The organism is Streptomyces tauricus (assembly GCF_014650955.1).
Classification (GTDB): domain Bacteria; phylum Actinomycetota; class Actinomycetes; order Streptomycetales; family Streptomycetaceae; genus Streptomyces; species Streptomyces tauricus.
The window spans coordinates 70,499-95,632 of record NZ_BMVY01000013.1 but is presented as its reverse complement, the minus strand read 5'-3'; the positions used below and the strand labels follow the sequence as shown (position 1 = coordinate 95,632).

At 70.1% G+C, this 25,134-nt stretch carries 18 protein-coding genes; 5 read left to right on the top strand and 13 right to left on the bottom strand.

The window, feature by feature from the left end:
• Positions 1–71: 71 nt before the first annotated feature.
• From IE278_RS21185 to IE278_RS21175, 3 genes are all read right to left on the bottom strand, one after another.
• The gene (locus tag IE278_RS21185) at positions 72–830 is read right to left on the bottom strand and encodes an NUDIX hydrolase (RefSeq protein ID WP_189774586.1); all 759 of its coding nucleotides are present in this window, start codon (positions 828–830) and stop codon (positions 72–74) included.
• A gap of 125 nt (positions 831–955) precedes the next feature.
• A complete protein-coding gene (locus IE278_RS21180; RefSeq protein WP_246570459.1) occupies positions 956–3,040 on the bottom strand; it encodes a glycogen debranching N-terminal domain-containing protein in 2,085 nt (694 codons plus the stop codon).
• Positions 3,041–3,503: 463 nt separating this feature from the next.
• Positions 3,504–5,276, bottom strand: a complete 1,773-nt coding sequence (locus tag IE278_RS21175) for a DUF4192 domain-containing protein (protein WP_246570457.1) — start codon at positions 5,274–5,276, stop codon at positions 3,504–3,506.
• A 132-nt stretch (positions 5,277–5,408) separates the two neighbouring features.
• Here IE278_RS21175 and IE278_RS21170 point away from each other — a divergent pair, with 132 nt between their 5' ends.
• Positions 5,409–7,571, top strand: a complete 2,163-nt coding sequence (locus tag IE278_RS21170) for a RecQ family ATP-dependent DNA helicase (RefSeq protein ID WP_189774584.1) — start codon at positions 5,409–5,411, stop codon at positions 7,569–7,571.
• 221 nt (positions 7,572–7,792) lie between these two features.
• Entirely contained in the window at positions 7,793–8,419 is a 627-nt protein-coding gene (locus IE278_RS21165) for a hypothetical protein (RefSeq protein ID WP_189774582.1), read from the top strand.
• Positions 8,420–8,698: 279 nt separating this feature from the next.
• On the opposite strand, the gene IE278_RS21160 is transcribed toward IE278_RS21165, so the two are convergent.
• The 3 genes from IE278_RS21160 to IE278_RS21150 all read right to left on the bottom strand — a co-directional run bounded on the left by IE278_RS21160 (position 8,699) and on the right by IE278_RS21150 (position 10,836).
• Positions 8,699–9,328, bottom strand: a complete 630-nt coding sequence (locus IE278_RS21160; RefSeq protein WP_189774580.1) for a hypothetical protein — start codon at positions 9,326–9,328, stop codon at positions 8,699–8,701.
• A gap of 68 nt (positions 9,329–9,396) precedes the next feature.
• A complete protein-coding gene (gene rnhB, locus IE278_RS21155; protein WP_189774577.1) occupies positions 9,397–10,098 on the bottom strand; it encodes a ribonuclease HII in 702 nt (233 codons plus the stop codon).
• A gap of 99 nt (positions 10,099–10,197) precedes the next feature.
• Positions 10,198–10,836: a TetR/AcrR family transcriptional regulator gene (locus tag IE278_RS21150; RefSeq protein WP_189774575.1), complete on the bottom strand. Its 639-nt coding sequence runs from the start codon at positions 10,834–10,836 to the stop codon at positions 10,198–10,200.
• Between the two features lie 207 nt (positions 10,837–11,043).
• Here IE278_RS21150 and IE278_RS21145 point away from each other — a divergent pair, with 207 nt between their 5' ends.
• Positions 11,044–12,591: an MFS transporter gene (locus IE278_RS21145; protein WP_189774574.1), complete on the top strand. Its 1,548-nt coding sequence runs from the start codon at positions 11,044–11,046 to the stop codon at positions 12,589–12,591.
• 146 nt (positions 12,592–12,737) lie between these two features.
• Here the strand turns inward: IE278_RS21145 and IE278_RS21140 are convergent, their stop codons facing one another.
• The 4 genes from IE278_RS21140 to IE278_RS21125 form a co-directional block, all read right to left on the bottom strand.
• Complete coding sequence (locus IE278_RS21140; protein ID WP_246570492.1) at positions 12,738–14,219, bottom strand: DUF4153 domain-containing protein; 1,482 nt, start codon at positions 14,217–14,219, stop codon at positions 12,738–12,740.
• Between the two features lie 677 nt (positions 14,220–14,896).
• Positions 14,897–15,808 carry an ADP-ribosylglycohydrolase family protein gene (locus IE278_RS21135; protein ID WP_189774572.1) on the bottom strand — a complete coding sequence of 304 codons (912 nt, stop codon included), beginning with the start codon at positions 15,806–15,808 and terminating at the stop codon, positions 14,897–14,899.
• 93 nt (positions 15,809–15,901) lie between these two features.
• Complete coding sequence (locus IE278_RS21130; RefSeq protein ID WP_189774570.1) at positions 15,902–16,561, bottom strand: histidine phosphatase family protein; 660 nt, start codon at positions 16,559–16,561, stop codon at positions 15,902–15,904.
• A gap of 103 nt (positions 16,562–16,664) precedes the next feature.
• A complete protein-coding gene (locus tag IE278_RS21125) occupies positions 16,665–17,270 on the bottom strand; it encodes a YdbC family protein (RefSeq protein WP_189774568.1) in 606 nt (201 codons plus the stop codon).
• Between the two features lie 153 nt (positions 17,271–17,423).
• Here IE278_RS21125 and IE278_RS21120 point away from each other — a divergent pair, with 153 nt between their 5' ends.
• Entirely contained in the window at positions 17,424–17,957 is a 534-nt protein-coding gene (locus IE278_RS21120) for a TerD family protein (RefSeq protein ID WP_189774566.1), read from the top strand.
• A gap of 103 nt (positions 17,958–18,060) precedes the next feature.
• Here IE278_RS21120 and IE278_RS21115 read toward each other — a convergent pair whose 3' ends face one another.
• Together IE278_RS21115 and nrdR are read right to left on the bottom strand one after the other, a co-directional pair.
• On the bottom strand, positions 18,061–20,955 hold the full coding sequence (locus IE278_RS21115) for a vitamin B12-dependent ribonucleotide reductase (RefSeq protein WP_189774564.1): 2,895 nt from the start codon (positions 20,953–20,955) through the stop codon (positions 18,061–18,063).
• A 153-nt stretch (positions 20,956–21,108) separates the two neighbouring features.
• Positions 21,109–21,660 (bottom strand): transcriptional regulator NrdR, encoded by a 552-nt coding sequence (gene nrdR, locus IE278_RS21110; protein ID WP_189774562.1) that lies wholly within the window; start codon positions 21,658–21,660, stop codon positions 21,109–21,111.
• Positions 21,661–22,186: 526 nt separating this feature from the next.
• On the opposite strand from nrdR, the gene lexA reads away from it, so the two are divergent.
• The gene (gene lexA, locus IE278_RS21105; RefSeq protein WP_189774560.1) at positions 22,187–22,969 is read left to right on the top strand and encodes a transcriptional repressor LexA; all 783 of its coding nucleotides are present in this window, start codon (positions 22,187–22,189) and stop codon (positions 22,967–22,969) included.
• 171 nt (positions 22,970–23,140) lie between these two features.
• On the opposite strand, the gene IE278_RS21100 is transcribed toward lexA, so the two are convergent.
• Positions 23,141–25,126 carry an ATP-dependent DNA helicase gene (locus tag IE278_RS21100; RefSeq protein WP_189774559.1) on the bottom strand — a complete coding sequence of 662 codons (1,986 nt, stop codon included), beginning with the start codon at positions 25,124–25,126 and terminating at the stop codon, positions 23,141–23,143.
• Positions 25,127–25,134 lie beyond the last annotated feature (8 nt).

Genomic DNA, 25,134 nt, shown 5'->3' with positions numbered 1-25,134 from the left:
AGCAGCCTCCGTGCCGGTTCGGCCCCTTGGCAGGCCCGTTGGCCTCCTGGCCGACCGCACGCGACTCGGCGTCAGACTTCGGGGCGCAGCATCGGCGGGTTGAGGAGGGTGGCGCCACCCGCGCGGAAGAGCTGGGCGGGGCGGCCGCCCTGCCGGGTCGTCGTCCCACCCGTGGGGACGAGGAAACCCGGCGTACCAGTCACCTTGCGATGGAAGTTGCGCGGATCGAGCGCCACCCCCCACACCGCCTCGTAGACCCGGCGCAGCTCGCCTACCGTGAACTCGGGCGGGCAGAAGGCCGTGGCCAGCGACGAGTACTCGATCTTGGAACGGGCACGCTCCACGCCGTCCGACAGGATCTGGGCGTGATCGAAGGCGAGTGGCGCGGCCTGTTCTCCGTCACGTCCGTAGCCACCCTGCTGAAGCAGGTCCTCGACAGGAGCCCAACGCGCGCTGTTGGCGTCTCCGCCGGCTCTGGGCGCGGGCAGGTCGGGCGCGAGGGCGAGATGGGCGACACTGACGACCCTCATGCGGGGGTCACGCTTGGGGTCGCCGTAGGTCGCGAGCTGCTCCAGGTGAGCCCCGTTGGCCTGTGCGGGGGCATCCGGGGCATGCGCGCACAGCCCGGTCTCCTCCATCAGCTCCCGCGCGGCGGCCTGCGACAGATCCTCGTCGGGCCGCACGAAACCGCCGGGCAGCGCCCACCGGCCCTGGAAGGGCGGCTCCCCCCTGCGTACCGCCAGCGCGCACAGGGCGTGACGGCGCACGGTCAGCACGACCAGGTCGACGGTGACGGCGAACGGCGCGAAAGCTGACGGGTCGTAGGGCATGCCGCGATCATAGTCGTCTGCCTGACGATAAACACTCCCTTCACCGGTCGCTCACATCGCTGATCCGACGCTCTCGGACAGGGCATCGCGGCCCTCGTGACCCCAGGTCCGCGGCGGACCGACCCTCACGCCCCCAGCTGCAGGCCGTCGGCCGCCTCCTCGACCAGGGCCAGACCGAGCCTGCTGACGCGCACGGAGAAGGGGGCGCCCGCGACGCGCAAACCGGTCAGCCCGATCTCTCCCAGCGGAGCGCCGCGCACCGGGCGCAGTGTCACCGTGCGAGCCGGGGCATCAGGCCGGATCCCGGTGAGCGTGGTGAGCAGGAGGACACCGGCGGCCGCGGCTGTGGCCGCCGGTCTGCAGGCCGTCGGATGCGGAACCGGGGAACCACCTTCCGTGCGCTGCTCCCCCGCGTACATCTCCGGCAGCCGGTGGCCGAAAGTCTCGGCCGCCGCGAGCACGCCCAGCAGCAGTGAACTCGCCTCCTTCTCGTAGCCCGCGGTGGCCAGTCCCGCCACGGCGAGAGCGGTCTCGTGGACGCGCACGGACCCGCTCCGGTGCCCGAACGGGTTGTAGCCCGTCTCCTTCACCCCGAGGCTGCGCAGCCCCCAGCCCGAATCCATGGCGGGCCCGCCGAACAGGCGCGCGAGCTGTTCCGTCTGCACATGGTCGAGCAGACCCGGTGCCGGTGCGCCCGCGCCGAGCAGTCCGGTGTCGAGCAGATGGGCACCGCCGGAGCCGAGATGCGGCACGAGCCGCCCGCCCGGCAGACGGGCCGCGACCGGTCTGCCGCCTCCTCTGTCCTCGATCCAGAAATCCTCCCGGAAGGCGGTCCTCATCCTCCCCGCCCACTGCCGCAGCTCGACGCCACCTCCTCTGCCGTACGCGTCGAGGAGGTCGGCGCCCAGCAGAGCGGCCCGGTGAGCGTGCGCCTGCGCCTCACAGCGCCATGGGCCGCCCGGGTGCGGATCCGCCAGATACGTGCCGTCGCCGACAGTGGTCCGCAGCCACTGGAGGCACCGTTCGGCCGCGGGCAGCAACTCCTCCGTCTCCGCCTCGGAGAGCCCCCAGCGGCGGGCCTCCGCAAGCACCACGGGAAACAGCAGCGTCGCCTCCTGCCCCGTGCAGCTCGGCGGCAACTGGGCACCGACGTGTCTGCGCGGGCCGGGAATCAGCCCGGATCGTGGTCCAGCGCCGACGAGTTGGGTCCGGGCGAGGGTTCGCAGGGTCCCCGCGGCGAGGCGTGTGCCCAGCGGCAGAGCCATGCGTGCTGCCGCGAGCGCCTCGGCCGGCGCCATGCCGCAGCGCCAGGGCGCCCCGGCTGCCAGATGTGTGTCGGACGGCTGCGCGGGATCACGCAGGAGAAGAGCCTGCAGATCCTCGATGCTCGTGCGCAGGAGTGCCTCGGCCCTCGGATCGTCACTTGCGGCCCGTGCCGGAGCAAGTGGGCTTGTGGCACCGCGCGCGACGGCCCGGATGGACCCCGCCCCCGCCGGACGCACCTTCAGCTCCACACTTCGGGTGCCACCGGGAGGCAGTTCGAACTCCCAGCGCAGCAGCCCGGCGGAGGCCAGCGCGTCCGCGGGCGGCGGGTCGGCCGCGACGACGGAGTGCCCACCGGCACACGACCACCGCATACCCGAGTCATGGACACTGGCCGGCAGCTCGGGGCCGGCTCTCCCCGCCGCAACCGCGCCCAGTTCCGCCAGGTCCGCGCCGAGCGCCACCTCTACGGGGAGGCGCAGAGGCCGGTTGGCCGCGCTGCGCAGGGTGATCCGCTCGGTGCCGTCCGCGTATCGCATGCGTTCGACCAGGACGTCCGGGTCGGGTCCGCCCTCGGCGGAGAGGCTCAGGACCGCCATGAATCGTGCCTGGTCGGGCCCGACCATCCTGGCCTGCACGGCGACCGGCTCCCGGCCCGCCACCCGCAGACGGCACCGCGAGAGCACACGCCGACCCGACCGGTAGAAGCCCTCCAGTCCCTGCCCCGTCAGCTGCCCCTGTTCTGTGGAGATCGCGAGTCCCGGCAGGGCGACGCAGATCAGTGCGGTGTGGGCGGGTGGCAGATTCACCGTGCCGCGCTGCACGCCCGGCGCCGTCTGCGGGGCCAGGGCAGCCCCGCGGCCTATGGAGGGCTGTGTGGACCTGCCAGAGGGCGACGGGTCGCTGTTCGGACCGGAAGGCATGGAGGACGGGGTGGGCAGAGGCATGGGGCGGCTTCTTCTGTGCTCCGTGCGCTGAGTGGGTGCTCGGCGATGTATGAGGGCCAGACGATGTGCGGGGGCTTCGACCGGGCGAGGTCGGGGCGATGGCACGGCACGCCTGCGGGGTGCGCCACTCAGGTGAACGGGGCTGACCTGTCCCGAGTCACGCCCTGGCCCACGGAAGCCCGCCGATCGGACCCGACCGGCCGATCGGACCCCGCCGACGCCCGGCCCGCCTCCGCACCGGAGTCCGGGGACCCCATGGCGACCCGTACGCGAACGACTCCACCACCTGCGCGACTCCCATGACCAGCGCCAACGCCATCGCCACCTCCTGCCCCTGCTCATGGCCCTCGCTCCGACCGCGATCACGATCGCCACCCCGACCCCGACCCCGACCCCGACCCCGACCCCTACAAGCAAAAGCCCCACCCGCACCCCCATGTACCTCACTGGACGCCCTTTCCCCTCACGTCTCACCCTTGGATCCACTCTTCGGTGTTCCGGGCCGCCCAGCGCTCCCCGCGCTCCCCGAGTTCCCCGCGTTCCCCGTGCTTCGGCGAGAGCGAGTCGCCCCACCAGCGCTGTCGCCGCCTCGGCCTGGGCCTCCCTCCGCCAGAGCCCCGGAGCCGGAAGAGGTGGACCGGGGGCGGCGCGTGCCACCGGCGCCGGCCGGTCGGGAAGCAGGCCGGTCGGCTGCGCTCTCCGTAACCCGCGACCTGCGTCGGCGGTGGGCGCGGACCTTGGCGGGCCCCGCCGGAACATGTCCGGGCAGCCCATCGGCGTCCGGCAGCCCCTCAAGCGCCACCGGCGAGGCGAGCACCTCACCGTCGACACGATCGGCACGCTCCCCCCGGAGACAGCGGCGGATCGACTCCGGGTCCAGACCCTCGTTGCACGCCTGGTGGAGCAGTCGGGCAAAGAGGTACCCGGAATCCGCTCCGAGCGCCATGGCGAGGGCTTCGCGGGCCTCCAGTTCGTCCCCGGAGGACCAGGCGACCCACCCGGCGAGCGTGAGCGGCGCCGCCGCGTGCTCCCCGTACGAGCCGACGCAGCGGCGGGCCAGGGCCCTCCAGAGACGCAAGGCCGGGCCGGCCTCGTCCCCCTCCATCCACTCCGCCGCCCGGTCCCGTGTCGTGCGGTCCTGAAGGCCGAGGATCAACGTGGCCGCCTCCTCATGACGCAGTAGCTCGTCGTCCCGGAGGTCCGCCGACAAGGTGTCTGACCCGAGGGCGGCGGAGGTGGCGTCGGTGAACCGGCGCATGACCGTGTGAGCCAGCTCCAAGGTCCTGGCCGCCACACCGGCGCGGCTCCCATCGTCCAGAATTCGGGGAATCAGCGCCATGCTCACCGCGTCGAGGGTGGATTCCTGCTCACGCGCCGCTTTGCTCTCCCACGGAGTGAGCCTCGCCCGCAGTTGTCGCAGGGTCCCTCGCACCTGAAGCCCGGCGTAGGTGGCGGCCGCGGCCAGGACAGACGTGCCCGGCAGCCCCATGGACGTGCCGTCCTGCGGGCAGCAGTGCTCGCTGGGGCAGCAGTACGACCAGAAGCGGCCGTCCGAGATGCACAGAGCCTCGACCACCGGGACGTCGAGCACTCCGCAGGCCGTGCGCAGCAGTTGCGCGAGCGGACGCAGACGTTCCATGACGGCTCGGCCCGACTCTCCTTCCCTGGGTTCCTGACAGAGGAAGGCGACCATGCTCTCGGGCAGGGCACCCCTCCGCTCGCTGCCCTTCACCAGGCCGTGCGTCAGCTGCTGCGCCGCGGACGGCCAGTCGTCCGCGTGACCCGGGATGCCGAGTCGGGCCCGTCCACCGAAACGGCCACGCCCGTCCCTGTCGTGCAGGGCGACGAGCACGATGCTGTCCTCGGGCCGGTACCCGAGCAGGTACGGCAGTGCATCGGCCAGTTCGGCCGGAGTGCGGAGGGTGACCTGGTGTTCCTGCCCCAGGCTGGCGGCCGCGCCATGGGCGCCGCCGACCGCGCCGTGCGCCGAGCCGGCAGAGGTCGTACCGTCGTGGCCCTCTCGCCATCCGACGCGGCCCACCCTCGGTCCGCCTCGTCCACCCCACTCGTCCTGCTGGCTCTCCCCGCCCTGCCTGTTCCTCCCGCTCTGCCCGCTCTCCCCGCCCTCCCTGCCCTGCCTGCGCTGCTCGTTCGTGCTGTCCTGCTCGGCGGTCTCGTCACATCGGCCGGGGTCGCCGTCGCCGAGGTTCTCGGCCGGTTCGCTGTGGTTCGTCATGCCGTGACCATCCCGCGAAACCCGAAATTCCGCTTTGCCCTGTGGATAACCACGACCATGACCACGTCAGAAGTTGTCCACAGCGGCCCGGCTCATTCGCGTGATGTCCGACCCATCGGGTTGCATGGGGCCATGAGCAACGAAGAGCTGCGCACAGCGGCCGACACCGTCCTCGCCCGCCTCGTCGGCGCGCCGGGGGGCGACGCCCGGCTGCGCGAGGACCAGTGGCGCGCCATCGAGGCCCTCGTGGCCGACAAGCGCAGAGCCCTGGTCGTGCAGCGCACCGGCTGGGGCAAGTCCGCCGTGTACTTCGTCGCGACCGCGCTGCTGCGGGGGCAGGGAGCCGGTCCCACGGTGATCGTCTCCCCCCTCCTCGCACTCATGCGCAACCAGGTCGAGGCAGCCGCTCGCGCAGGCATCAGGGCGCGGACCATCAACTCCTCCAATTCGGAGGAGTGGGAAACGATCCAGGACGAGGTCGCCGCAGGTGAGGTCGACGTCCTCCTGGTGAGCCCGGAGCGGCTCAACAACCCCGACTTCCGGGACCAGGTGCTGCCCAGACTGGCAGCGGCGACGGGTCTCCTCGTGGTGGACGAGGCGCACTGCATCTCCGACTGGGGCCACGACTTCCGGCCGGACTACCGCCGCCTGCGCACGATGCTCGCCGACCTTCCTCAGGGTGTCCCGGTCCTCGCGACCACTGCCACGGCCAACGCGCGCGTGACCGCCGACGTCGCCGAGCAACTGGGCACCGGCGGAAGCACGGACGCCCTCGTCCTGCGTGGCCCCCTGGACCGCGAGAGCCTGAGCCTGAACGTGCTGCAGCTGCCGGACGCCGCTCACCGGATGGCCTGGCTCGCCGAGCACCTGGGCGAGCTGCCCGGCTCCGGGATCATCTACACCCTCACCGTGGCCGCCGCCGAGGAGGTCACCGCCTTCCTCCGGCAGGCCGGGCACACCGTGACCTCGTACACGGGGAAGACGGAGAACGCGGACCGCCAGCAGGCCGAGGAGGACCTGCTCGCCAACCGCGTCAAGGCCCTTGTCGCCACGTCGGCGCTGGGTATGGGCTTCGACAAACCCGACCTCGGCTTCGTGGTGCACCTGGGTTCGCCGTCCTCACCCATCGCCTACTACCAGCAGGTGGGCCGCGCCGGCCGTGGTGTCGAGCACGCCGAGGTGCTGCTCCTGCCCGGCAAGGAGGACCAGGCGATCTGGCAGTACTTCGCATCGATCGCCTTCCCTCCGGAGGAGCAGGTGAGGCGCACCCTCGATGTTCTGGGCCAGGCGGGCCGCCCGCTGTCGCTCCCCGCGCTCGAACCCCTGGTGGAGCTGCGCCGGTCACGGCTCGAAACGATGCTCAAGGTCCTGGACGTGGACGGCGCAGTGAAGCGCGTCAAGGGCGGCTGGATCTCCACGGGCACCCCATGGACATACGACACCGAGCGCTACGCGTGGGTCGCCAAGCAGCGTGCGACCGAGCAGCAGGCCATGCGCGACTACGTGACGACGACCGGCTGCCGGATGGAGTTCCTGCGCCGGCAACTGGACGACGAGGGAGCCGCCCCGTGCGGCCGGTGTGACACCTGCACGAAGCCGCGGTTCTCCGATGCCGTGTCCTCGTCCGCACTGGACTCGGCGCGTGGCGAGCTCGGCCGCGCGGGCATCGAAGTGGACCCCCGGAAGATGTGGCCCACAGGTCTGCCCGCCGTGGGCGTCGACCTGAAGGGACGTATCCCGGCCGGGGAGCAGGCCGCTACCGGACGGGCGCTGGGAAGGCTTTCGGACATCGGCTGGGGCAACCGGCTGCGGCCGATGCTCGGCCCGCAGGCCCCGGACGGGCCAGTTCCGGACGACGTGGCTCAGGCCGTCGTCGGCGTGCTGGCCGACTGGGCGAAGGGACCGGGCGGCTGGGCTTCGGGCGGTTCCGGCGCCATGCCGCGCCCGGTCGGCGTCGTCACCATGGCATCGCAGCGCCGCCCGCACCTCGTGCAGTCACTGGGTGCGCGGATCGCCGAGGTGGGGCGTCTGCCCCTGTTGGGCTCCATCGAGTACGCCCCGGGAGCCGACGCCGCACAGGTCTCCAGAAGCAACAGCGCACAGCGGCTGAAGGCCCTCGACGGCGCGCTGGTGGTGCCGCCCGCTCTGGCCGAGGCGCTCGCCGACGCCGATGGGCCCGTCCTGCTCGTGGACGACTCGACCGACACCGGCTGGACGCTCGCGGTGGCCGCGCGCATGCTGCGGCGGGCCGGCGCACAGGGGGTGTTGCCGCTGGTACTCGCTGTGCAAGGTTGATTCCTTCGGTGCGGTGGTAAATACCGAGCAGGGATATAAGCAGCGGATCGCCAGATAACGGTCGGTGGCCCCAATTGCTCGTTGCCGCAACCAAGTTCGACAGGAAGAATTGACCTCGCGCCCCGCGTGGTCTCCCGAGGTCGTCCGTTCGGGCTGTGCTGCGGCGCGCTCCCCCAGTCCGACCTCGCCCGCTGTGTGGGCGCGTAGCCGAAGGGAGGACCGTGACCTTCGGATTCGCTCCGTCCTCGGCGGCATCGATGTCGACGGCCGCCACTTCCGCCAATCCACTGACCCGGATGCTCGAACCCGCCGAATGGGCCGCTGCGGGGATTCCGCTTCTGCGCAATCCCCGGGAGGTCGTCAGCGGGCTGCACTCCCGGCATCGGCCCGGCCCCACGACCGCGATCGTGGCAGTGCTCGACCCCGACGAACGGCTGAACGCGAGCGCGTCCTTCATCAGGCGGCCGGCTCCGGCGGACGGCTGGATGTTCCGCAACGCGCTGCTCGCGCAACTGCGCCGGGTCATCCCGCACGACCTGCGACGCCGCACACCGGTACGTACCGCCGTGCTGCTCTACTGCCGTGACGGCGACGCGCGGTGGACGGAGGAGGACGGGGCGTGGATGTGGGGGCTGCGAGACGCCTGCACGCTGCACGGCCTGCGCTGCGGGGCATACATCACGCTGACACGTGACGGGTGGCAGGTGCTGGGCGAGGGACGCGGAGGCCGCCGGCCCAACGCGGACTCGCCGCCGGAGTCACTGGAGTCGTTCGCGGCGGCCGAGTCCATACAGCCGCGCACCGGCGGGTCCGCCTCGGAGGTACTGCGCCGCGCGGCCGCGCGCTGAACCGACGGTCGGCTACGGCCGTCGGCACGACCGAAGGCGGCAACCGCACGGCCGGGCGCGACGCCGAGACTCAGCCGTGCCGACACCCCAGAATCGATGCCGCCACGCACAGGGCCGCTCACGCGTCTGCGCACACGCGCACCCCGCATCACAACTGCGACGTCACGCCGGTACGTCCCCCGTACCGGCACACGTCGGACCGTCCTCTGTGCATGCTCCGAGCGGATGCCACCGCGGTGGCATCCGAGTCGTGAGAACCCCCTGGAAGAGCGGGGGTTCTCAGACCCCCGCGCCCAGCACCGAGTTGATCTGCTGCGGGTCCCCGCAGACGATCAGCAGGGCACCGGCCCGGCCAAGGGCCAGCGGCAGCGCGGTGGCAGCGGTGGCGTCGAGCCCGCCGTTGACGGCGACAACGACCACGGGCCGGGACGCGGCACGACCGACAGCGGAGGCGTCGGCGTAGAACACGTCGTCTCCCGCGTCGTGCTGGGCCCAGTACGCGGCCTCGCCGAAGGAGAGCTCGTGCGCGGCCCACGGGTGGGGTTCGCCGGTGGTGATCACCAGCACCTCACCGGGGGCCCTGCCCGAGTCAAGGAGCAGGTCGACCGCTTCCTCGGCCGCGTCCAGCGCGCCCTCGGCCGAGGCCGGGATCAGCTGGATCGTCGGAGTCGAAGGTGCGGTTGGGGCCGCCGGAGCGGCAGGCCCCGGCTTGGCCACGGCCGTGTCGCGCGGCGTGCGTTGCACAGGCGGCACCGGCCGGACAGGACCCGGACGGCCTGGACGCGGAGGTGCCGCGGGGCGGGGGCCGGGTACGGGGCGGGGGGTCGGCGCGGTCCGGCCGGTGGCCGGACTGACGCGGGGACCCTGGGCACTCTCGTGAATCTGAGGCTCCTCGGGAATGAGAGGCATGAGCTGATTTTTATCAAACGCCGGTGCGACTCGCGTAAGCGGGTGGCACATGAGTGCGAACAGAACCGTCAGAAGTCGAAGCCGAGTTGCCCTTCGATCTCCGGAACGCTTCCATCCGCCCAACTGCGGACCTTCTTGAGGTGCCGCCACTGGGGCAGCGCATCAAGATACGCCCACGACAGCCGGTGGTACGGGGTGGGGCCCCGCATCTCCAGTGCGGCCCGGTGAACCGGTGACGGATACCCGGCGTTGGCCGCAAAACCGAAGTCTGCATGGTCGACACCCAGTTCGGCCATCATTTTGTCGCGCTGGACCTTCGCGATCACCGATGCCGCCGCTACGGAGACGCAGGACTGATCACCCTTGATCACCGTGCGGACCTGCCACGGAGTGCCCAGGTAGTCGTGTTTCCCGTCGAGAATGACCGCGTCGGGACGCACCGGCAGCGCTTCGAGGGCGCGGCCGGCGGCCAGCCGCTGGGCGGCCGTCATCCCCAGCTGGTCGATCTCCTCCGGAGAAGCATGCCCCAGGGCGTACGACGTCACCCACTCAGCCAGTATCTCGGCGAGCGCTGTGCGCCTCTTGACGGTGAGGAGCTTGGAGTCGGTGAGGCCTTCGGGCGGGCGGCGCAGGCCCGTGACCGCCGCGCAGACGGTGACCGGGCCGGCCCAGGCGCCACGCCCCACCTCGTCGACACCGGCAATGACCTTGGCTCCGGTCGTGGCGCGCAGGGAGCGCTCGACGGTGTGGGTTGGTGGTTCGTACGGCATGACCCGCTCAGCCTACGCCGCCCGGAACCGCGCACGACACCCGGTTCCCCCGAGCGCCCCGCACACCTGCGACCTGGCCGGTCCGAGGCCCGCCCGGGGTCACCGCGAAGCCCGGTCGACACCTTCCGGCCGCAGCAGCGGGACCATGAGCTGGTCGATCATCTCCTCGATGTCCCGCTCGTTCCATTCGCTCGCGCACACCTTGGAGCGGTACATCATCATCGCCGGAATGGCGTCGAGGACATAGGAGTTCGCCGCGTCCGGCCGGACCTCTCCCCGCTGGATTCCACGGTCGACGACCTCGCCGAGCAGGCGGATCGTCGGCTCCACGACCCCCGACAGGATCACGTCGTGGAACCGTTGGGCCTGGGACGAGTCGCATTCGTGAATCACCGAGCGCAGCGCGAACCCCGGACGCGAGAACATCGCCTCGCGCGCCCGTCGGCACAGTTCGAGCAGGTCGTCCCGCACACTTCCAAGATCGGGTACGTCCACGAGCGGCGGCAGTCCGGCCCGGAGCGCGTCCGCGACGAGATCCTCCTTCGACGGCCAGCGGCGGTAGACCGCGGCTTTTCCCGTCTGGGCGCCGGCCGCGACACCCTCCATCGTGAGGCCGTTCCAGCCGACCGTGCTGAGCTGCTCCAGCGCGGCATCGAGGATCGCGCGTTCGAGTACGGCGCCGCGTCTGCGCGGGGAGGCCGCCTGGGTGGGGGCGGCCGTCCAACTCGAAGTAACCATGAGCCTGTCTCCATGTGAGCGGGCGAGGGGCGCGCACATCCGTACACATGTACGTACGCACCGGACGGACTGGGGTCCGTGAGCGGTCAAGAGACGTCAATCGACAGCGACTTCAGTGAACGCTTGCGTTCACTGTCGGGGACTCACTACCTTTTGACGCGACAGTGAACGCAAGCGTTCACTAACGCACTCGTGGGGGACTCAATAGTGACAACCTCTCCGTTGATCAAAGATCAGAAGCCAGGAGCGGCCCGCCGGGAGGGGCATCCCGGCATCGCGCTCACCGTCATCGCGGCCTGCCAACTCATGGTGGTACTCGACGCGACGATTGTGAACATCGCCCTCCCGCACATTCAAGGCGCTCTCAAGTTCTCCACCACGGATCTCACCTGGGTGGTCAGCGCCTACACGCTCACATTCGGCGGTCTGCTGCTGCTCGGCGGCCGAGCCGGAGACATCCTCGGCCGACGCCGGGTCTTCATGTCCGGCATCCTGCTCTTCACGGTCGCCTCGCTGCTCGGCGGACTCGCCCAGGAGCCCTGGCAACTGCTGGCGGCACGCGCTCTCCAAGGGGTGGGCGGCGCGATCGCCTCCCCCACCTCGTTGGCGCTGATCACGACGACGTTCCCCGAAGGGCCCGAGCGCAACCGGGCGTTCGGAGTCTTCGCCGCGGTCTCGGCCGGCGGCGGCGCGATCGGGCTGCTCGCCGGCGGCATGCTCACCGAGTGGCTCGACTGGCGCTGGGTGCTCTTCGTCAACGTACCCATCGGTGTGCTGATCGCCGTGCTCGCACCGCTCTACATCAGCGAGTCCGAGCGGCATCCCGGGCGCTTCGACATCGCCGGAGCCCTGACCTCGACGCTCGGTATGGCCTCGCTCGTCTACGGCTTCATCCGGGCCGCGGAGGAGGGCTGGCGGGACAGTCTCACCATCGCGTCGTTCGGCACCGCGGTCGTCCTCCTGGTGGCCTTCGCGCTGGTCGAGTCCCGGGCCAAGGAACCGATCACACCGCTGCGGATGTTCGCCGACCGCAACCGTTCGGGTACGTACGTGATCATGCTGAGCCTGGCCGCGGCGATGTTCGGCATGTTCTTCTTCATCGTTCTCTTCGTGCAGAACGTGCTGCAGTACACGCCCATCGAGGCAGGCCTGGCCTTCCTCCCCATCACGGTCGCGATCGGCGTCGGCGCGGGTCTGTCGCAGCGGTTCCTGCCGGTGCTCGGCCCGAAACCGTTCATGGTGGTCGGCTCGACCCTCGTGGTGATCGGGCTCGGCTGGCTGACCCTCATCGACCCCGGAAGTTCCTACGTCAGCGGTGTGCTCGGTCCGATGCTGCTGTTCGGCTTCGGTATGGGACTGAACTTCGTGACGCTGACCCTGACCGCGGTCTCCGGAGTGGCGGCTCACGAGGCGGGCGCCGCGTCCGGGCTGCTCAACGCCACGCAGCAGGTGGGCGGTTCGCTCGGTCTGTCCATCCTCACCACGGTCTTCGGTACGGCGAGCCGTGACGAGGCGGAGAAGCAGGTCACGGACTTCATGGCCAACGCCTCGGCGGAACAGAAGGCGGAGTTCGCCACCACGCACCAGCTGCCCGCTCCCTGGAGCCACGAGGTACTCGCCCATGGCATCTCCACGGCCTTCCTCCCGGCCGTCGCCATGGCCGTGCTGGCTCTTGCCGTCGCCACACTGGTGATCCGGGTCCGTAAGAGCGACCTGGAGGCGCTGTCGGGCACGGCGGGGGTTCCGGCGGGCTGACCGACCACCGCCACGGGCGCGATGAGCAGGCCCGGGCCGCCGTACTGGAAACGGCGGCCCGGCCTGTTTGGTTCCCACGGTTCCCACACGGCCGATGCGGCAGCATCGCGTGCCGCTGAGGCGGTACGCGCCCTCCGCGCCCTGCCTCAGCGGTACGCGAGGTCCTGCCCCAGGCGGCTGCACACGCGCCAGTCGGCCTCGGCGGACGGCTTTCGTTCGTCGAGGATGTTCCGGGCCCGGGACTCGCCCCAACTAGTGGCGTACCAGGGGCCCGCATCCCCCAGGTCCTCGTCAATGGTTTTCAGGGCACAGGACCGCAGCGGCTCATCAAGTTTGTCCAGAGCCGGCACGGCGTCGGCGGACAACCCGCGCGCGTAGTCGAGGTCGAACGTGCCCGTCCGCTCGTACCGCTGGACGTTGCGCTCGGCGATCAGGCCGTCGGGCGACACGATCCCGAAGACGAGCACGGTCGCGGCGGCACTGGCCACCACCACGCGCGGCAGCCAGCGGGCGCCGAGGACGCCGGCCGCCATGATGAGCACGATGACCAGGCCGAGCCAGAGTTCGACGGTCACCACGGAGATCCGCAGCCGGGTCAGCCCGTACGCCTCCACGTACATGTCCATACGCCTCACCGCGGCGGCCACGACCACGAGGGCGAGGGCACAGAGGGTGCCGAGGACGGCGCGTACCAACGTCCGGTCGCGCGAGTCGTCCCGGGGCGCCCAGCGCAGGGCGAGCACGATGACGAGCAGGGTGAGGAGCGTGACCAGGAGCAACTGCCAGAAGCCCTGACGCGCGTACGCGGAGTACGTCTGGCCGGTCTTCTCCAGGACGGCGTCGTATCCGCCGAGCAGGACGACCAGCTGGACGGCGTTGAAGACGGCGAAGAGCGCGACGAGCACGACCAGGGGCAACGCCCACTCGACGCGGCCACGGGCGCGGCCCGGAGGCACCGCGACGCGGTCCCACTGAACGGGTGCCGCGGCCGTGTACGCCGCCGCCAGAGCGCCGACCACGCCGATCACGAACAGGACGGCGTGCCAGGGCCCGCCGGAGACCGACGCGTCGGGCACGAGGTCGGCCAGCAGGTCGGCGAAAGCCGCGTCCGCGCCGGCGAAGAGGGCACCGAAGACGACCAGAAGAACGGCGGCCACCACGATCGCGCGCAGCATCGGGCCCACGTTGCCGCGTGCCCCGCCCGTCCGCTCGCGCAGTCCGCGCCAGCCCCAGCCCGGACCGGTGACCAGCGAGGTGCAGACGCCGATCGGACCGAACAGCATCCCTGTCCAGGTACGACCGCCGTGCAGGGCGAGAGAGCCCACCGCCAGTGCGGAGACGATGGCGAGGAACGACGGCCAGCCGGCGTCACGCAGTGCCGGAACGATCAGCAGGGCGAGTCCGCCACCGCCCCACACGAGCGTCCAGGGACGCGGTCGTCGGCCCGCTCTCCCGGCCGCGAAGTACACACCGAGCGTGATCGGTATCGCCACCAGCAGGAGATTGAGCGCCAGGCCCTCTCCGAGCAGAAGCATGCTGAGCAGACCGGTGGCCAGAGCCGCCCAGAGAGTCGCGGTACGGACGGGCGCGGGGGTACTCGCCTGGATGTCTGCGAACCAGGACTCCACGGCGGGACCGTCCCAGCTGCCGTCCTCGTCGAGCCCGTTGCCGTCCGCGACGGCGGAATTCTTCGCGTCCGACCCTTCACCCGCGCCCGCGCCCGTACCCGCACTCTTGTCCGCGCCCGCGCCCGTGCCCGCACTCTTGTCCGCGCCCGCGCCCGTGCTCCTGGCCACGGAGCGAGCCGCTGGAACGGTGTCCTTCGGCTCCTCGCCATCGCTACCGGACCGCACCGCGGCATCCGCTGAAGCTGCTGTACCTGTCGCGCCTGCCGCGTCCTTTGACCCCGCGGATGACCCCGCAGACTCCGCTGACTCCCCGGCTTCCGACCCTCTCGGCTCGGCCTCGGACGGCTTGTCGGACACAGGACCCCCTCCCCGACCGGTCCGGGCAGCACGCGGCGCACGGCCGCGGGGGAAGCTCAGGAACCGGTGTCTCTTCGGCGCCGCCGCTTGATGATCAACGATCGGCGTGGCGGAAAGGGTAACCGCGCGGCTCGCGGGACAGCGGGGCAAGACGTCTCTGTGGCAGGGCTGTGACAGGGATCGGCACTTGGGGCAGCCGAAAAGAGGGCACGCGCGCGTGGCCCCCGAGCTGAGCCCGCCGCCCCACCCCGCCGACAGTCCTCACCTGCCGGCAGCCGTCCTCGAACCCTGCCGGACGGCCTCCGACTTCTGGAGCACTCCTAGAGCGCGTCTCCCGGCGTCAACCAGCCCGGCAGTGTCTCGGTGCGCTCCAGCCACTCCGCAGGAGGTGCCCCGGCCGACCCGGCGGCCACCACGCCTCCGACGATGGCGCAGGTCGTGTCCATGTCGCCGCCCACCTGGGCGGTGGCCCAGAAGCCCTCTTCGTAGTCGCCGAGGGCCCGCGCCGCCGACCACAGTGCGAACGGCACCGTGTCGTGCGCGGTCGTGCGTCGGCCGCAGCCGAGGACGGCCGCCACCGTGGTCGTGTCCCCGTAGTCGAGCATGTCCCGGGCGCGCCGCAGACCCGCGCCCACGGCGCTGCGCGGCACGAGACCAATGACACCGTCGAGGAGTGCGTCGGGCGCGGGCGGCCCTCCCGGCGCGGCGACCAGCGCGGCGGCAGCGGCCACGGCCATGGCACCGACCACCGCTTCCCGGTGCTGATGCGTGGGGTACGCCGAGATCTCCGCCTGGTGCGTGGCCTGCTCCGGGTCGTCCGCGTACCAGGCGCCCAGCGGGGCGATCCGCATCGCCGCACCATTGCCCCACGAACCCTGCCCCTTGAAGAGGGCCGAGGACAGTTCGCGCCAGTCGCCGCCCTCCCGGATCTGCCGCAGCAGCCGGTCCACGGCGGGCCCGTAGTCCCGGTCGGCGTCGTGGCGCTCGGCGAAGGAGCGGGCCAGTCCGTCCTGGTCGATGCGGTGGTGAACTGCCAAAGTGGCCACTACGGAGGCGGCCATTTCCGTGTCGTCGGTCCATTTCCAGGGCCCTGGCGGCAGTGCGCGGTCCTGGAGCAGCGGATAGTTCGCGGGCACGAAGAACTGCGAGCCCAGCGCGTCCCCGACCGCGAGCCCGCGCAGGCTGGCCAGGGCGCGGTCGAAGCGCCCGGCGGGAGAGGAGTCAGCGGTCATCGCCCTGCCACTCTAGTTCGTTGCTCACGGATTCAGGACAAAAGACAACAGACATGGACCACTGGCCGCCTGGCCGGTTAGTCGGCCAGCCGACTAACCAGTGGCCCCGTACGACTCCGGATCCCGCCACCGCTCAAAGGGACGGTCGATCGTGTAGCGGCCGTCCTCCCCGAGGACAAGCATCCGCATCTCCGCGTTCCCGGGGTTCGACAGCGACTCGAATTCGGCGACCGTCCAGTGGAACCAGCGCATGCAGAACAGCCGCATGGCCAGACCGTGGGTCACCAGGAGCACGTTGGGCGGGTGATCGGGTGCCTCGAAGCTCCGGAAGAGGCTCTCCAGGAAGTTGCCGACCCGGTCGTACACATCCGCGCCGGACTCGCCCTGTGCGAAGCGGTAGAAGAAGTGCCCGTACGCGTCGCGGTAGGCCTTCTGAAGACGTACGTCGTCGCGGTCCTGCCAGTTCCCCCAGTCCTGCTCGCGCAGCCGGGGCTCCTCGCGCACGCGGACCTGGGCGGGGTCGAGATGGAAGGACCTGAAGGTCTCGTGCGTGCGGCGGTACGGCGAGACGTAAACGCTTACCTGCTCGCGGCCGAAGACCTCTCTGAGCCGCTTGCCCGTCTCCTCCGCCTGTCGCCACCCCTTCTCGGTGAGTGCCAGAGCGTGGTCGGGTTCACGCTCGTAGACGGAGTCATCGGCATTGCCCACCGACTCGCCGTGCCGGACAAGAACGATGCGCCGTGGACGTGCCATACCGGAACCCTAGATCGGGTCACGCCCGATCGAGCACTCGTACGGGCTTCATACGTCACAGGTCACACAAATCGCGGCCTTGCGGGACGCCATCAGCACTCCGTCAGACGGTCCAGGTCGGTTCCAGCTGGACGATGTCCCCCGTGAGCGCGACGACGTCCGCCTCTATCTGGGCCCGCAGGGCGAGCCGCTCCACCCGCTCGGCGCGGTACTTGCCGTGCTCGGCGGCCGACTGCCACATCGACAGGACCAGGAACTCGGGGCCGGGCGCCTCTCCGAACAGACCCCGCACCATGCCGGGCGAGCCGGCCATCGCCGGGTTCCAGACCTTCTCCTGCATCAGCGCGAAGTGCTCGGCGCGCTCCTCGTGCACGCGGCAGTGCGCCACCCGCACGAGATCGGCCTCCGTGAAGCGCGGCTCGAAGCCGGTCTTCACGTCGAAGCGGTGGTCGAAAAGTGTGGCGTACTGGTCCTTGAAGGTGCCCGACTGGGACGCGGCCAGCCGGTCATGGGAACGCGCCATGAAGGAGTCGTAGAAGGCGCGGCTCTCCCAGAAGGCGAAGATGTGGGCCACTCCGGGCCTTCCCCGGCTCCAGCCCCCGCCCTGCCCCCGGAATCCCGGCTCCCCCAGAAGTCCCGCCCATTTTCGCTGTCCCCGTTCGAAACCGCGGCGGTCCACCACGGTGCAGCGAATCCACTTGACCAGCACGGCGCCATCGTAAGGCCCAGGAACGTGGCGTCGGTCACGCTCGGGCGCACTGCATCCGCGCGAGCGCCCCCGTGTGCGTGGCACGATGGGCAACACGCCTCAGCTGCCCGGCAGTTGAGGCGGCCGACGCAGGGGCACCAGGAAGGATGTGCGGTGAACGGCCTCAACAAGGGCATCAGCAAGGTCGAGGTGTCGGTGAAGTGGGATCCCAGTCCCGCCGGCGAACCGGCCATCGATCTCGACATCGTCGCCGCCACCTATCTCGCGACCGACGCCCAGGAAAGTCCCGACTACGTGGTGCACTTCGGCAGCCGTTCCCCGGACGGCACCATCTACCTCAACCGGGACAGCAAGGACGGCAAGGGCTTCGGCTGGGACGAGGTCATGACCCTGGAACTGAGCCGTCTCGACAGGCGCTACGCGCGCGTGATGGTCGGTGTCGCCATACAGCAGCGCAGCGGACGGCGCACGTTCGTCGGCGTCAACAACCCGGCCCTGCGGATCCGCGAGGGCTACACCGTGCTGTCCGAGGACGACTTCGGCGGCGTCCTCGGGGCCACGGCCACGACGGTCGCGGAATTCGTGCGTGACGACTCCGGAGAGTGGACCTTCCGTCCCGCCGTCCGGGGCTTCGACACGGACCCGGCGACCTTCGCGAGGATCATGGGCGACGCCGACGCGGCCTGAGGCCACACGGCTCTCGCACACACGCCGGAAGTACGCGGATGCGTCGAAGGGGCGGTACAGCTTGTCGCTGTACCGCCCCTTCGGCGTGTGGGTCCGTCGGAGATCAGCTGCAACCGCTGGTCGAGCCGCAGCCCTCGCAGATGTAGCAGGAACCGGCCCGCTGCATCTTCGTACCGCAGGAGAAGCACAGGGGGGCGTCCGCCTGGATACCCAGCTGCATCTCCACCAGTTCGGCACTGGTGTGGGCCTGCTGCGGAGCGGGCTTGACCGCTTCGACCTCGGCCTTGGGGGTGACGACGGCCTTCAGTTCCTGCGTGCGGGGCGCGGACTGGGCCAGCCCCTCGACGTCGACGTCTTCCTCGCTCGACTCGTACGAGCCGGTCTCCAGGTGACGCTGCCGCTCGTCGGCCGAGTGGATGCCGAGCGCGGAGCGCGTCTCGAAGGGCAGGAAGTCGAGTGCCAGGCGGCGGAAGATGTAGTCGACGATCGACTGCGCCATCCGCACGTCCGGGTCGTCCGTCATACCGGCCGGCTCGAAGCGCATGTTGGTGAACTTGGAGACGTACGTCTCCAGGGGCACGCCGTACTGCAGGCCTACGGAGACGGCGATCGAGAAGGCGTCCATCATGCCCGCGAGGGTGGAGCCCTGCTTCGACATCTTCAGGAAGACCTCGCCGAGACCGTCGTCAGGGTAGGAGTTGGCGGTCATGTAGCCCTCGGCGCCGCCGACCGTGAAGGACGTGGTGATGCCGGGACGGCCCTTCGGGAGGCGCTTGCGGACCGGGCGGTACTCGACGACCTTCTCGACCGCGGTACGGATGGTGTCCTCGGCCTTGGCCGTGACCTCCGCCTTCTCCTTCTCCTTGGTCTTAGCGGAGAGGGGCTGGCCGACCTTGCAGTTGTCGCGGTAGATCGCGAGCGCCTTGACGCCCATCTTCCACGCCTCGAAGTAGACCTCTTCGACGTCCTCGACGGTCGCCGTCTCCGGCAGGTTGACCGTCTTGGAGAGCGCGCCGGAGATCCACGGCTGGATCGCGGCCATCATGCGGACGTGGCCCATCGCGGAGATGGAACGCTCGCCCATGGCGCAGTCGAAGACCTCGTAGTGCTCGGTCTTGAGGCCCGGGGCGTCGATCACATTGCCGTGGTCGGCGATGTGGGCGACGATCGCCTCGATCTGCTCCTCCTGGTAACCCAGGCGGCGCAGGGCCTGCGGGACGGTGCCGTTGACGATCTGCATCGAGCCGCCGCCGACCAGCTTCTTGAACTTGACCAGGGCGAGGTCGGGCTCGAGGCCGGTGGTGTCGCAGGACATCGCGAGACCGATGGTGCCGGTCGGGGCGATGACCGAGGCCTGCGCGTTGCGGAAGCCGTTCTTCTCACCGAGACGCAGCACGTCCTGCCAGGACTCCGTGGCGGCGGCCCAGATCGGCGTGTCCAGGTCGTCCACGCGGGGGGCCACGGCGTTGGCGTCGGAGTGCTGCTTCATGACGCGCTGGTGCGGCTGCGCGTTGCGGGCGTAGCCGTCGTACGGGCCGACGACCGCGGCGAGCTCGGCGGACCGCTTGTACGAGGTGCCGGTCATCAGCGAGGTGATGGCGCCGGCGAGGGAGCGGCCGCCGTCGGAGTCGTACGCGTGGCCGGTCGCCATCAGCAGGGCGCCGAGGTTGGCGTAGCCGATGCCGAGCTGGCGGAAGGCGCGGGTGTTGTCGCCGATCTTCTGGGTCGGGAAGTCCGCGAAGCAGATCGAGATGTCCATCGCCGTGATGACGAGCTCGACGACCTTCGAGAAGCGCTCGACGTCGAAGGACTGGCGGCCCTTGTTGTCGTCCTTCAGGAACTTCATCAGGTTCAGCGAGGCGAGGTTGCAGGACGTGTTGTCCAGGTGCATGTACTCGCTGCACGGGTTCGAGCCGTTGATGCGGCCGGACTCCGGGCACGTGTGCCAGCGGTTGATCGTGTCGTCGTACTGGATGCCCGGGTCGGCGCAGGCCCAGGCCGCCTCCGCCATCTTGCGGAAGAGATCCTTGGCGTCGACCTCCTCGATGACCTCGCCGGTCATACGGGACGTCAGGCCGAACTTCTCGCCGTTCTCGACGGCCTTCATGAACGTGTCGTTCACGCGGACCGAGTTGTTGGCGTTCTGGTACTGGACGGACGTGATGTCGTCGCCGCCCAGGTCCATGTCGAAGCCCGCGTCGCGCAGGGCGCGGATCTTCTCCTCTTCCTTGACCTTGGTCTGGATGAAGTCCTCGATGTCGGGGTGGTCGACGTCGAGGATGACCATCTTGGCCGCGCGGCGCGTGGCGCCGCCCGACTTGATCGTTCCTGCGGAGGCGTCGGCACCGCGCATGAAGGAGACAGGACCAGAGGCGTTGCCGCCCGAGGAGAGCAGCTCCTTGGAGGAGCGGATCCGGGAGAGGTTCAGGCCGGCGCCGGAGCCGCCCTTGAAGATCATGCCCTCTTCCTTGTACCAGTCGAGGATCGACTCCATGGAGTCGTCGACGGCCAGGATGAAGCAGGCGGAGACCTGCTGCGGCTGGGGCGTGCCGACGTTGAACCACACCGGCGAGTTGAAGCTGAAGATCTGGTGCAGGAGGGCGTACGCCAGCTCGTGCTCGAAGATCTCGGCGTCGGCGGGCGACGAGAAGTACTTGTAGTCCTCGCCGGCCTTCCGATACGTCTTCACGATGCGGTCGATGAGCTGCTTGAGACTCACCTCACGCTGCGGAGTGCCCACGGCACCCCGGAAGTACTTGCTGGTGACGATGTTGACCGCGTTCAACGACCAGAAGTCGGGGAACTCGACGCCACGCTGCTCGAAGTTGACCGAGCCGTCGCGCCAATTGGTCATGACGACGTCACGGCGCTCCCAGGACACCTCGTCGTACGGGTGCACGCCCGGGGTGGTGTGAATGCGCTCGATACGCAGTCCCTTGGTGGCCTTGGTGGCCTTCGCGCGGGAACCTCGTGCCGGACCGCTCGCCGTCTCTGTCATGCCGCCTCCCTGTATCAGGCTAAAACGCCCTGAAGTGCCTCGTTCTTCCCGGGGCACGGTGTGTGTTCTGGTATTGCGAGCACCGCCTACGCGTCCGCTCGCAACAGGTATGTGGTCGTCGCCGATCGGCAGGGCCGGTGCCGGCCCTTCTCGTCAGTCGGCGGCGTTTGCGGGCACCGGGACTTCGGCAGTCCCTCCGGACCCGCGGTCGCTTCCTTGGCACCCCTCGCACACGTCTTCGTCGGCCGTGGCGGGGCCCTGCGTCTCTTCCCTGAGTTCCGTGATGGCGGCCTCGAAGTCCTCCAGCGAGTCGAACGCCCGGTAGACGGACGCGAACCGCAGATAAGCGACGAGGTCCAGCTCCTGCAAGGGGCCGAGTATGGCCAGTCCCACGTCGTGGGTGGTCAGTTCGGCACTCCCGGTGGCCCGCACCGCCTCCTCGACCCGCTGGCCGAGCTGGGCGAGTGCGTCCTCCGTGACGGGCCGGCCCTGGCACGCCTTGCGCACGCCGTTGATGACCTTCGTACGACTGAACGGCTCGGTGACTCCGGACCGCTTCACCACCATGAGGGAGCACGTCTCCACGGTCGTGAACCGACGGGAGCAGTCGGGACACTGGCGGCGCCTGCGGATCGACGTACCGTCGTCCGTCGTACGACTGTCGACGACACGGCTGTCGGGGTGCCTGCAGAAGGGGCAGTGCATCGAATCCAACCCTCCTCGCACAGCACGACTCGATAACCTCGGCAGGCCCTCGGGCCCCTCGAAGAAGCCCCCAGCATAGGCGATGACCTAGGACCTGGAAGACCGGGGGACCACAACTTCTGGGCTGCTGTGGAACTCGGACCACTATATGTAGGGCCTGACCCGAATTTCACGCTCTACGCGCGTGTCGCACCCGTATTGGCATGTGCCGCGCGTCCATTCCGGCCGGGAGCGTACGGGGATACGGTGTGCGGCAGCGGTACGGGGGCCGGTTCCCGATCCCAGGGACACCTGATGGCAGACTGGCCTTCGCCCCGCTCCGACCCACAAGGCCACGGCATCGGCGGCGAAGAGTACGAAAAAAGCGGCACCGAGCACCTTCGCCCGCCCCGTGCAGCGGTAGCCATACACCCAGACGCGTGATCACGTAAGGCCATTCGCGTTTTTTCACTCGAACGTGTGTTTGGCGCAACCTTTCGAAAGCAACTACCGTTGTCCAGCAGGGAGACGAACGAGAGGGGCCGACGTGACCACCACCGCAGACAGTGCCACCATCACTGCCCAGGACCGCTCCCAGGGCCGATTTGAGCCGGTGCAAGCCATGAATGAAACCGCGAACCAGGAGGGGCCCAAGCCCGCCCGCTCCCTGCCGGGCCGACCTCCAGGCATCCGGGCGGACAGCTCCGGACTCACCGACCGGCAGCGCCGCGTCATCGAGGTCATCAGGGATTCCGTTCAGCGGCGGGGATACCCACCGTCCATGAGGGAGATCGGGCAGGCCGTGGGCCTCTCCAGCACCTCCTCCGTGGCTCATCAGCTGATGGCACTGGAGCGCAAGGGCTTCTTGCGCCGCGATCCGCACCGCCCCAGGGCCTACGAGGTCCGCGGATCCGACCAGTCCACCGCGCAGCCCACCGACACGGCCGGCAAGCCGGCGGCGTCGTACGTCCCGCTCGTCGGCCGGATCGCCGCCGGTGGTCCGATCCTCGCCGAGGAGTCGGTCGAGGACGTCTTCCCGCTGCCCCGGCAGCTGGTCGGCGACGGTGAGCTGTTCGTGCTGAAGGTCGTCGGCGACTCGATGATCGAAGCCGCGATCTGCGACGGCGACTGGGTGACCGTCCGGCGCCAGCCGGTCGCGGAGAACGGCGACATCGTGGCGGCCATGCTGGACGGTGAGGCGACGGTCAAGCGCTTCAAGCGCGAGGACGGCCATGTGTGGCTGCTGCCGCACAACTCCGCCTACCAGCCCATCCCCGGTGACGAGGCGACCATCCTCGGGAAGGTCGTGGCGGTGCTCCGGCGGATCTGACGATCCACCCCTGACCGGGCCCCGGGACCCCTGCGCCGGTTCCGGGGCCCTGTGCTGTCCCCGTCCCTCACGGGTTCCCCCGCGGGGACCGCGCTGGATCGCTGTGCACGGCACAGGGGCGGGCACGGGCCGCTCCACCGTCTCGCGCCGGAGGGAGCGGCCCCGTGCCGTTCAGGCCTTGTCGGCCTCCTCGGCCTTACGCGCCTTCTCGTCGATCGCGGCCAGCGACCGCCGCACCTGATTACGGTCCGTCGTGTACCAGAAGTCGGGCAGTGACGCCTTCAGGTAACTGCCGTAGCGAGCGGTGGCGAGCCGCTGGTCCAGCACGGCGACCACACCCCGGTCCTCCGTCGCCCGTACGAGACGGCCGGCGCCCTGCGCCATGAGCAGGGCCGCGTGCGTGGCCGCGACGGCCATGAAGCCGTTGCCCCCGGCGTCCTCGACCGCCTTCTGACGGGCGCTCATCAGCGGGTCGTCGGGGCGGGGGAAGGGGATCTTGTCCATGACGACCAGCTGACAGCTGGCGCCCGGCACGTCCACGCCCTGCCAGAGCGAGAGTGTGCCGAACAGACAGGTCTTCGGGTCCGCGGCGAAGTTCTTGATCAGCTCGCCGAGTGTCTCCTCGCCCTGCAGCAGGATCGGGTACTCCGGGACGCGGGAGCGCAGTTCCTCCGCGGCGAGCTGGGCGGCCCGCATCGAGGAGAACAGGCCGAGCGTGCGGCCGCCGGCCGCCTGGATCAGCTCGGTGAGTTCGTCCAGCATGTCCCCGCGGTCGCTGTCCCGGGCGGGTCTCGCGAGGTGTTTCGCGACGTACAGGATGCCCTGTCTGCCGTAGTCGAAGGGTGAGCCGACGTCCAGGCCCTTCCAGACCGGAATGTCCTCTCCCTCGATGCCTTCCGGGGACAGGCCGAGCGAGGCACCCACGCCGTTGAAGTCCCCGCCGAGCTTCAAGGTGGCCGAGGCCAGGACCACGGAGCGCTCCGAGAAGAGCTTCTCGCGCAGCAGGCCCGCCACGGACATCGGCGCGACCCTCAGGGACGCTCCGAAGCGGTCGTGCCGCTCGTACCAGACGACGTCCCACTCGGAGCCGTTCGTGATGCGCTCCGCCACGTCGTGGACGCTCTCCACGGAGGCGAGGGCCTGCTTGCGGACCGCGTCCTCGTCGGTGACGGACTTGTCGCGGGTCGCCCCGATCCCCGAGATCACGGTACGGGCGGCGTCCCGCAGGGCCATCAGCGCGTACCCGAGGTCCTCCGGGATCTCCTCCAGGCGGCCGGGCAGGGCCAGCTCCATCAGTCGTTCGAAGCCCTCGGCTGCCGTCTGGAGCTGATCGGCCGCTTTCTCGTTGACGAGCTTCGACGCGCGGCGCACGGCGCGGTTGACCTGGCCAGGGGTGAGCTCGCCCGTCGCGACTCCGGTCACCCGGGAGACCAGCTCGTGGGCCTCGTCGACGATCAGTACCTCGTGCTGCGGGAGGACCGGAGCGCCTTCGATGGCGTCGATCGCCAGGAGCGCGTGATTGGTGACGACGACATCGGCGAGCTTGGCGCGCTCACGGGCCGCCTCGGCGAAGCACTCCGCTCCGTAGGCGCACTTCGAGGCGCCGAGGCACTCCCTGGAGGAGACGGAGATCTGCGACCAGGCCCGGTCCGAGACGCCGGGGGTGAGGTTGTCACGGTCCCCCGTCTCGGTCTCGTCCGACCACTCCCGCAGCCGCAGCAGGTCCTGGCCCAGCTTGCTGGTGGGCGCGGCGGCCTCGAACTGGTCGAAGAGGCCTTCCTCCTCGTCCTGCGGCGCTCCCTCGTGGAGTCGGTGCAGGCACAAGTAGTTCGACCTGCCCTTGAGCATCGCGAACTCGGGGCGGCGGCGCAGCAGCGGATGCAGGGCATCCACGGTGCGCGGCAGGTCCCGCTCCACGAGCTGCCGCTGGAGCGCCAGGGTGGCCGTGGCCACGACGACCCGCTCCCCGTGCGCCAGCGCGGGAACCAGGTAGCCGAGGGACTTACCGGTGCCGGTGCCGGCCTGGACCAGCAGATGGGAACCGTCGTCGATGGCCTGCGCGACGGATTCGGCCATGGTCACCTGGCCAGGGCGCTCCGTGCCGCCGACGGCAGTGACGGCGGCATGCAGGAGTTCGGGGAGTGAGGGCTCTGTCATAGCCCGAC

Bases quoted from the DNA above. Each gene is read 5' to 3' on its own strand.
- IE278_RS21100 (WP_189774559.1), bottom strand. From the start codon at position 25,126: ATGACAGAGCCCTCACTCCCCGAACTCCTGCATGCCGCCGTCACTGCC.
- rnhB (WP_189774577.1), bottom strand. From the start codon at position 10,098: ATGCCGTACGAACCACCAACCCACACCGTCGAGCGCTCCCTGCGCGCC.
- IE278_RS21175 (WP_246570457.1), bottom strand. From the start codon at position 5,276: ATGACGAACCACAGCGAACCGGCCGAGAACCTCGGCGACGGCGACCCC.
- IE278_RS21180 (WP_246570459.1), bottom strand. From the start codon at position 3,040: ATGCCTCTGCCCACCCCGTCCTCCATGCCTTCCGGTCCGAACAGCGAC.
- IE278_RS21115 (WP_189774564.1), bottom strand. From the start codon at position 20,955: ATGACAGAGACGGCGAGCGGTCCGGCACGAGGTTCCCGCGCGAAGGCC.
- IE278_RS21160 (WP_189774580.1), bottom strand. From the start codon at position 9,328: ATGCCTCTCATTCCCGAGGAGCCTCAGATTCACGAGAGTGCCCAGGGT.
- IE278_RS21130 (WP_189774570.1), bottom strand. From the start codon at position 16,561: ATGGCACGTCCACGGCGCATCGTTCTTGTCCGGCACGGCGAGTCGGTG.
- IE278_RS21170 (WP_189774584.1), top strand. From the start codon at position 5,409: ATGAGCAACGAAGAGCTGCGCACAGCGGCCGACACCGTCCTCGCCCGC.
- IE278_RS21150 (WP_189774575.1), bottom strand. From the start codon at position 10,836: ATGGTTACTTCGAGTTGGACGGCCGCCCCCACCCAGGCGGCCTCCCCG.
- IE278_RS21135 (WP_189774572.1), bottom strand. From the start codon at position 15,808: ATGACCGCTGACTCCTCTCCCGCCGGGCGCTTCGACCGCGCCCTGGCC.
- nrdR (WP_189774562.1), bottom strand. From the start codon at position 21,660: ATGCACTGCCCCTTCTGCAGGCACCCCGACAGCCGTGTCGTCGACAGT.
- IE278_RS21185 (WP_189774586.1), bottom strand. From the start codon at position 830: ATGCCCTACGACCCGTCAGCTTTCGCGCCGTTCGCCGTCACCGTCGAC.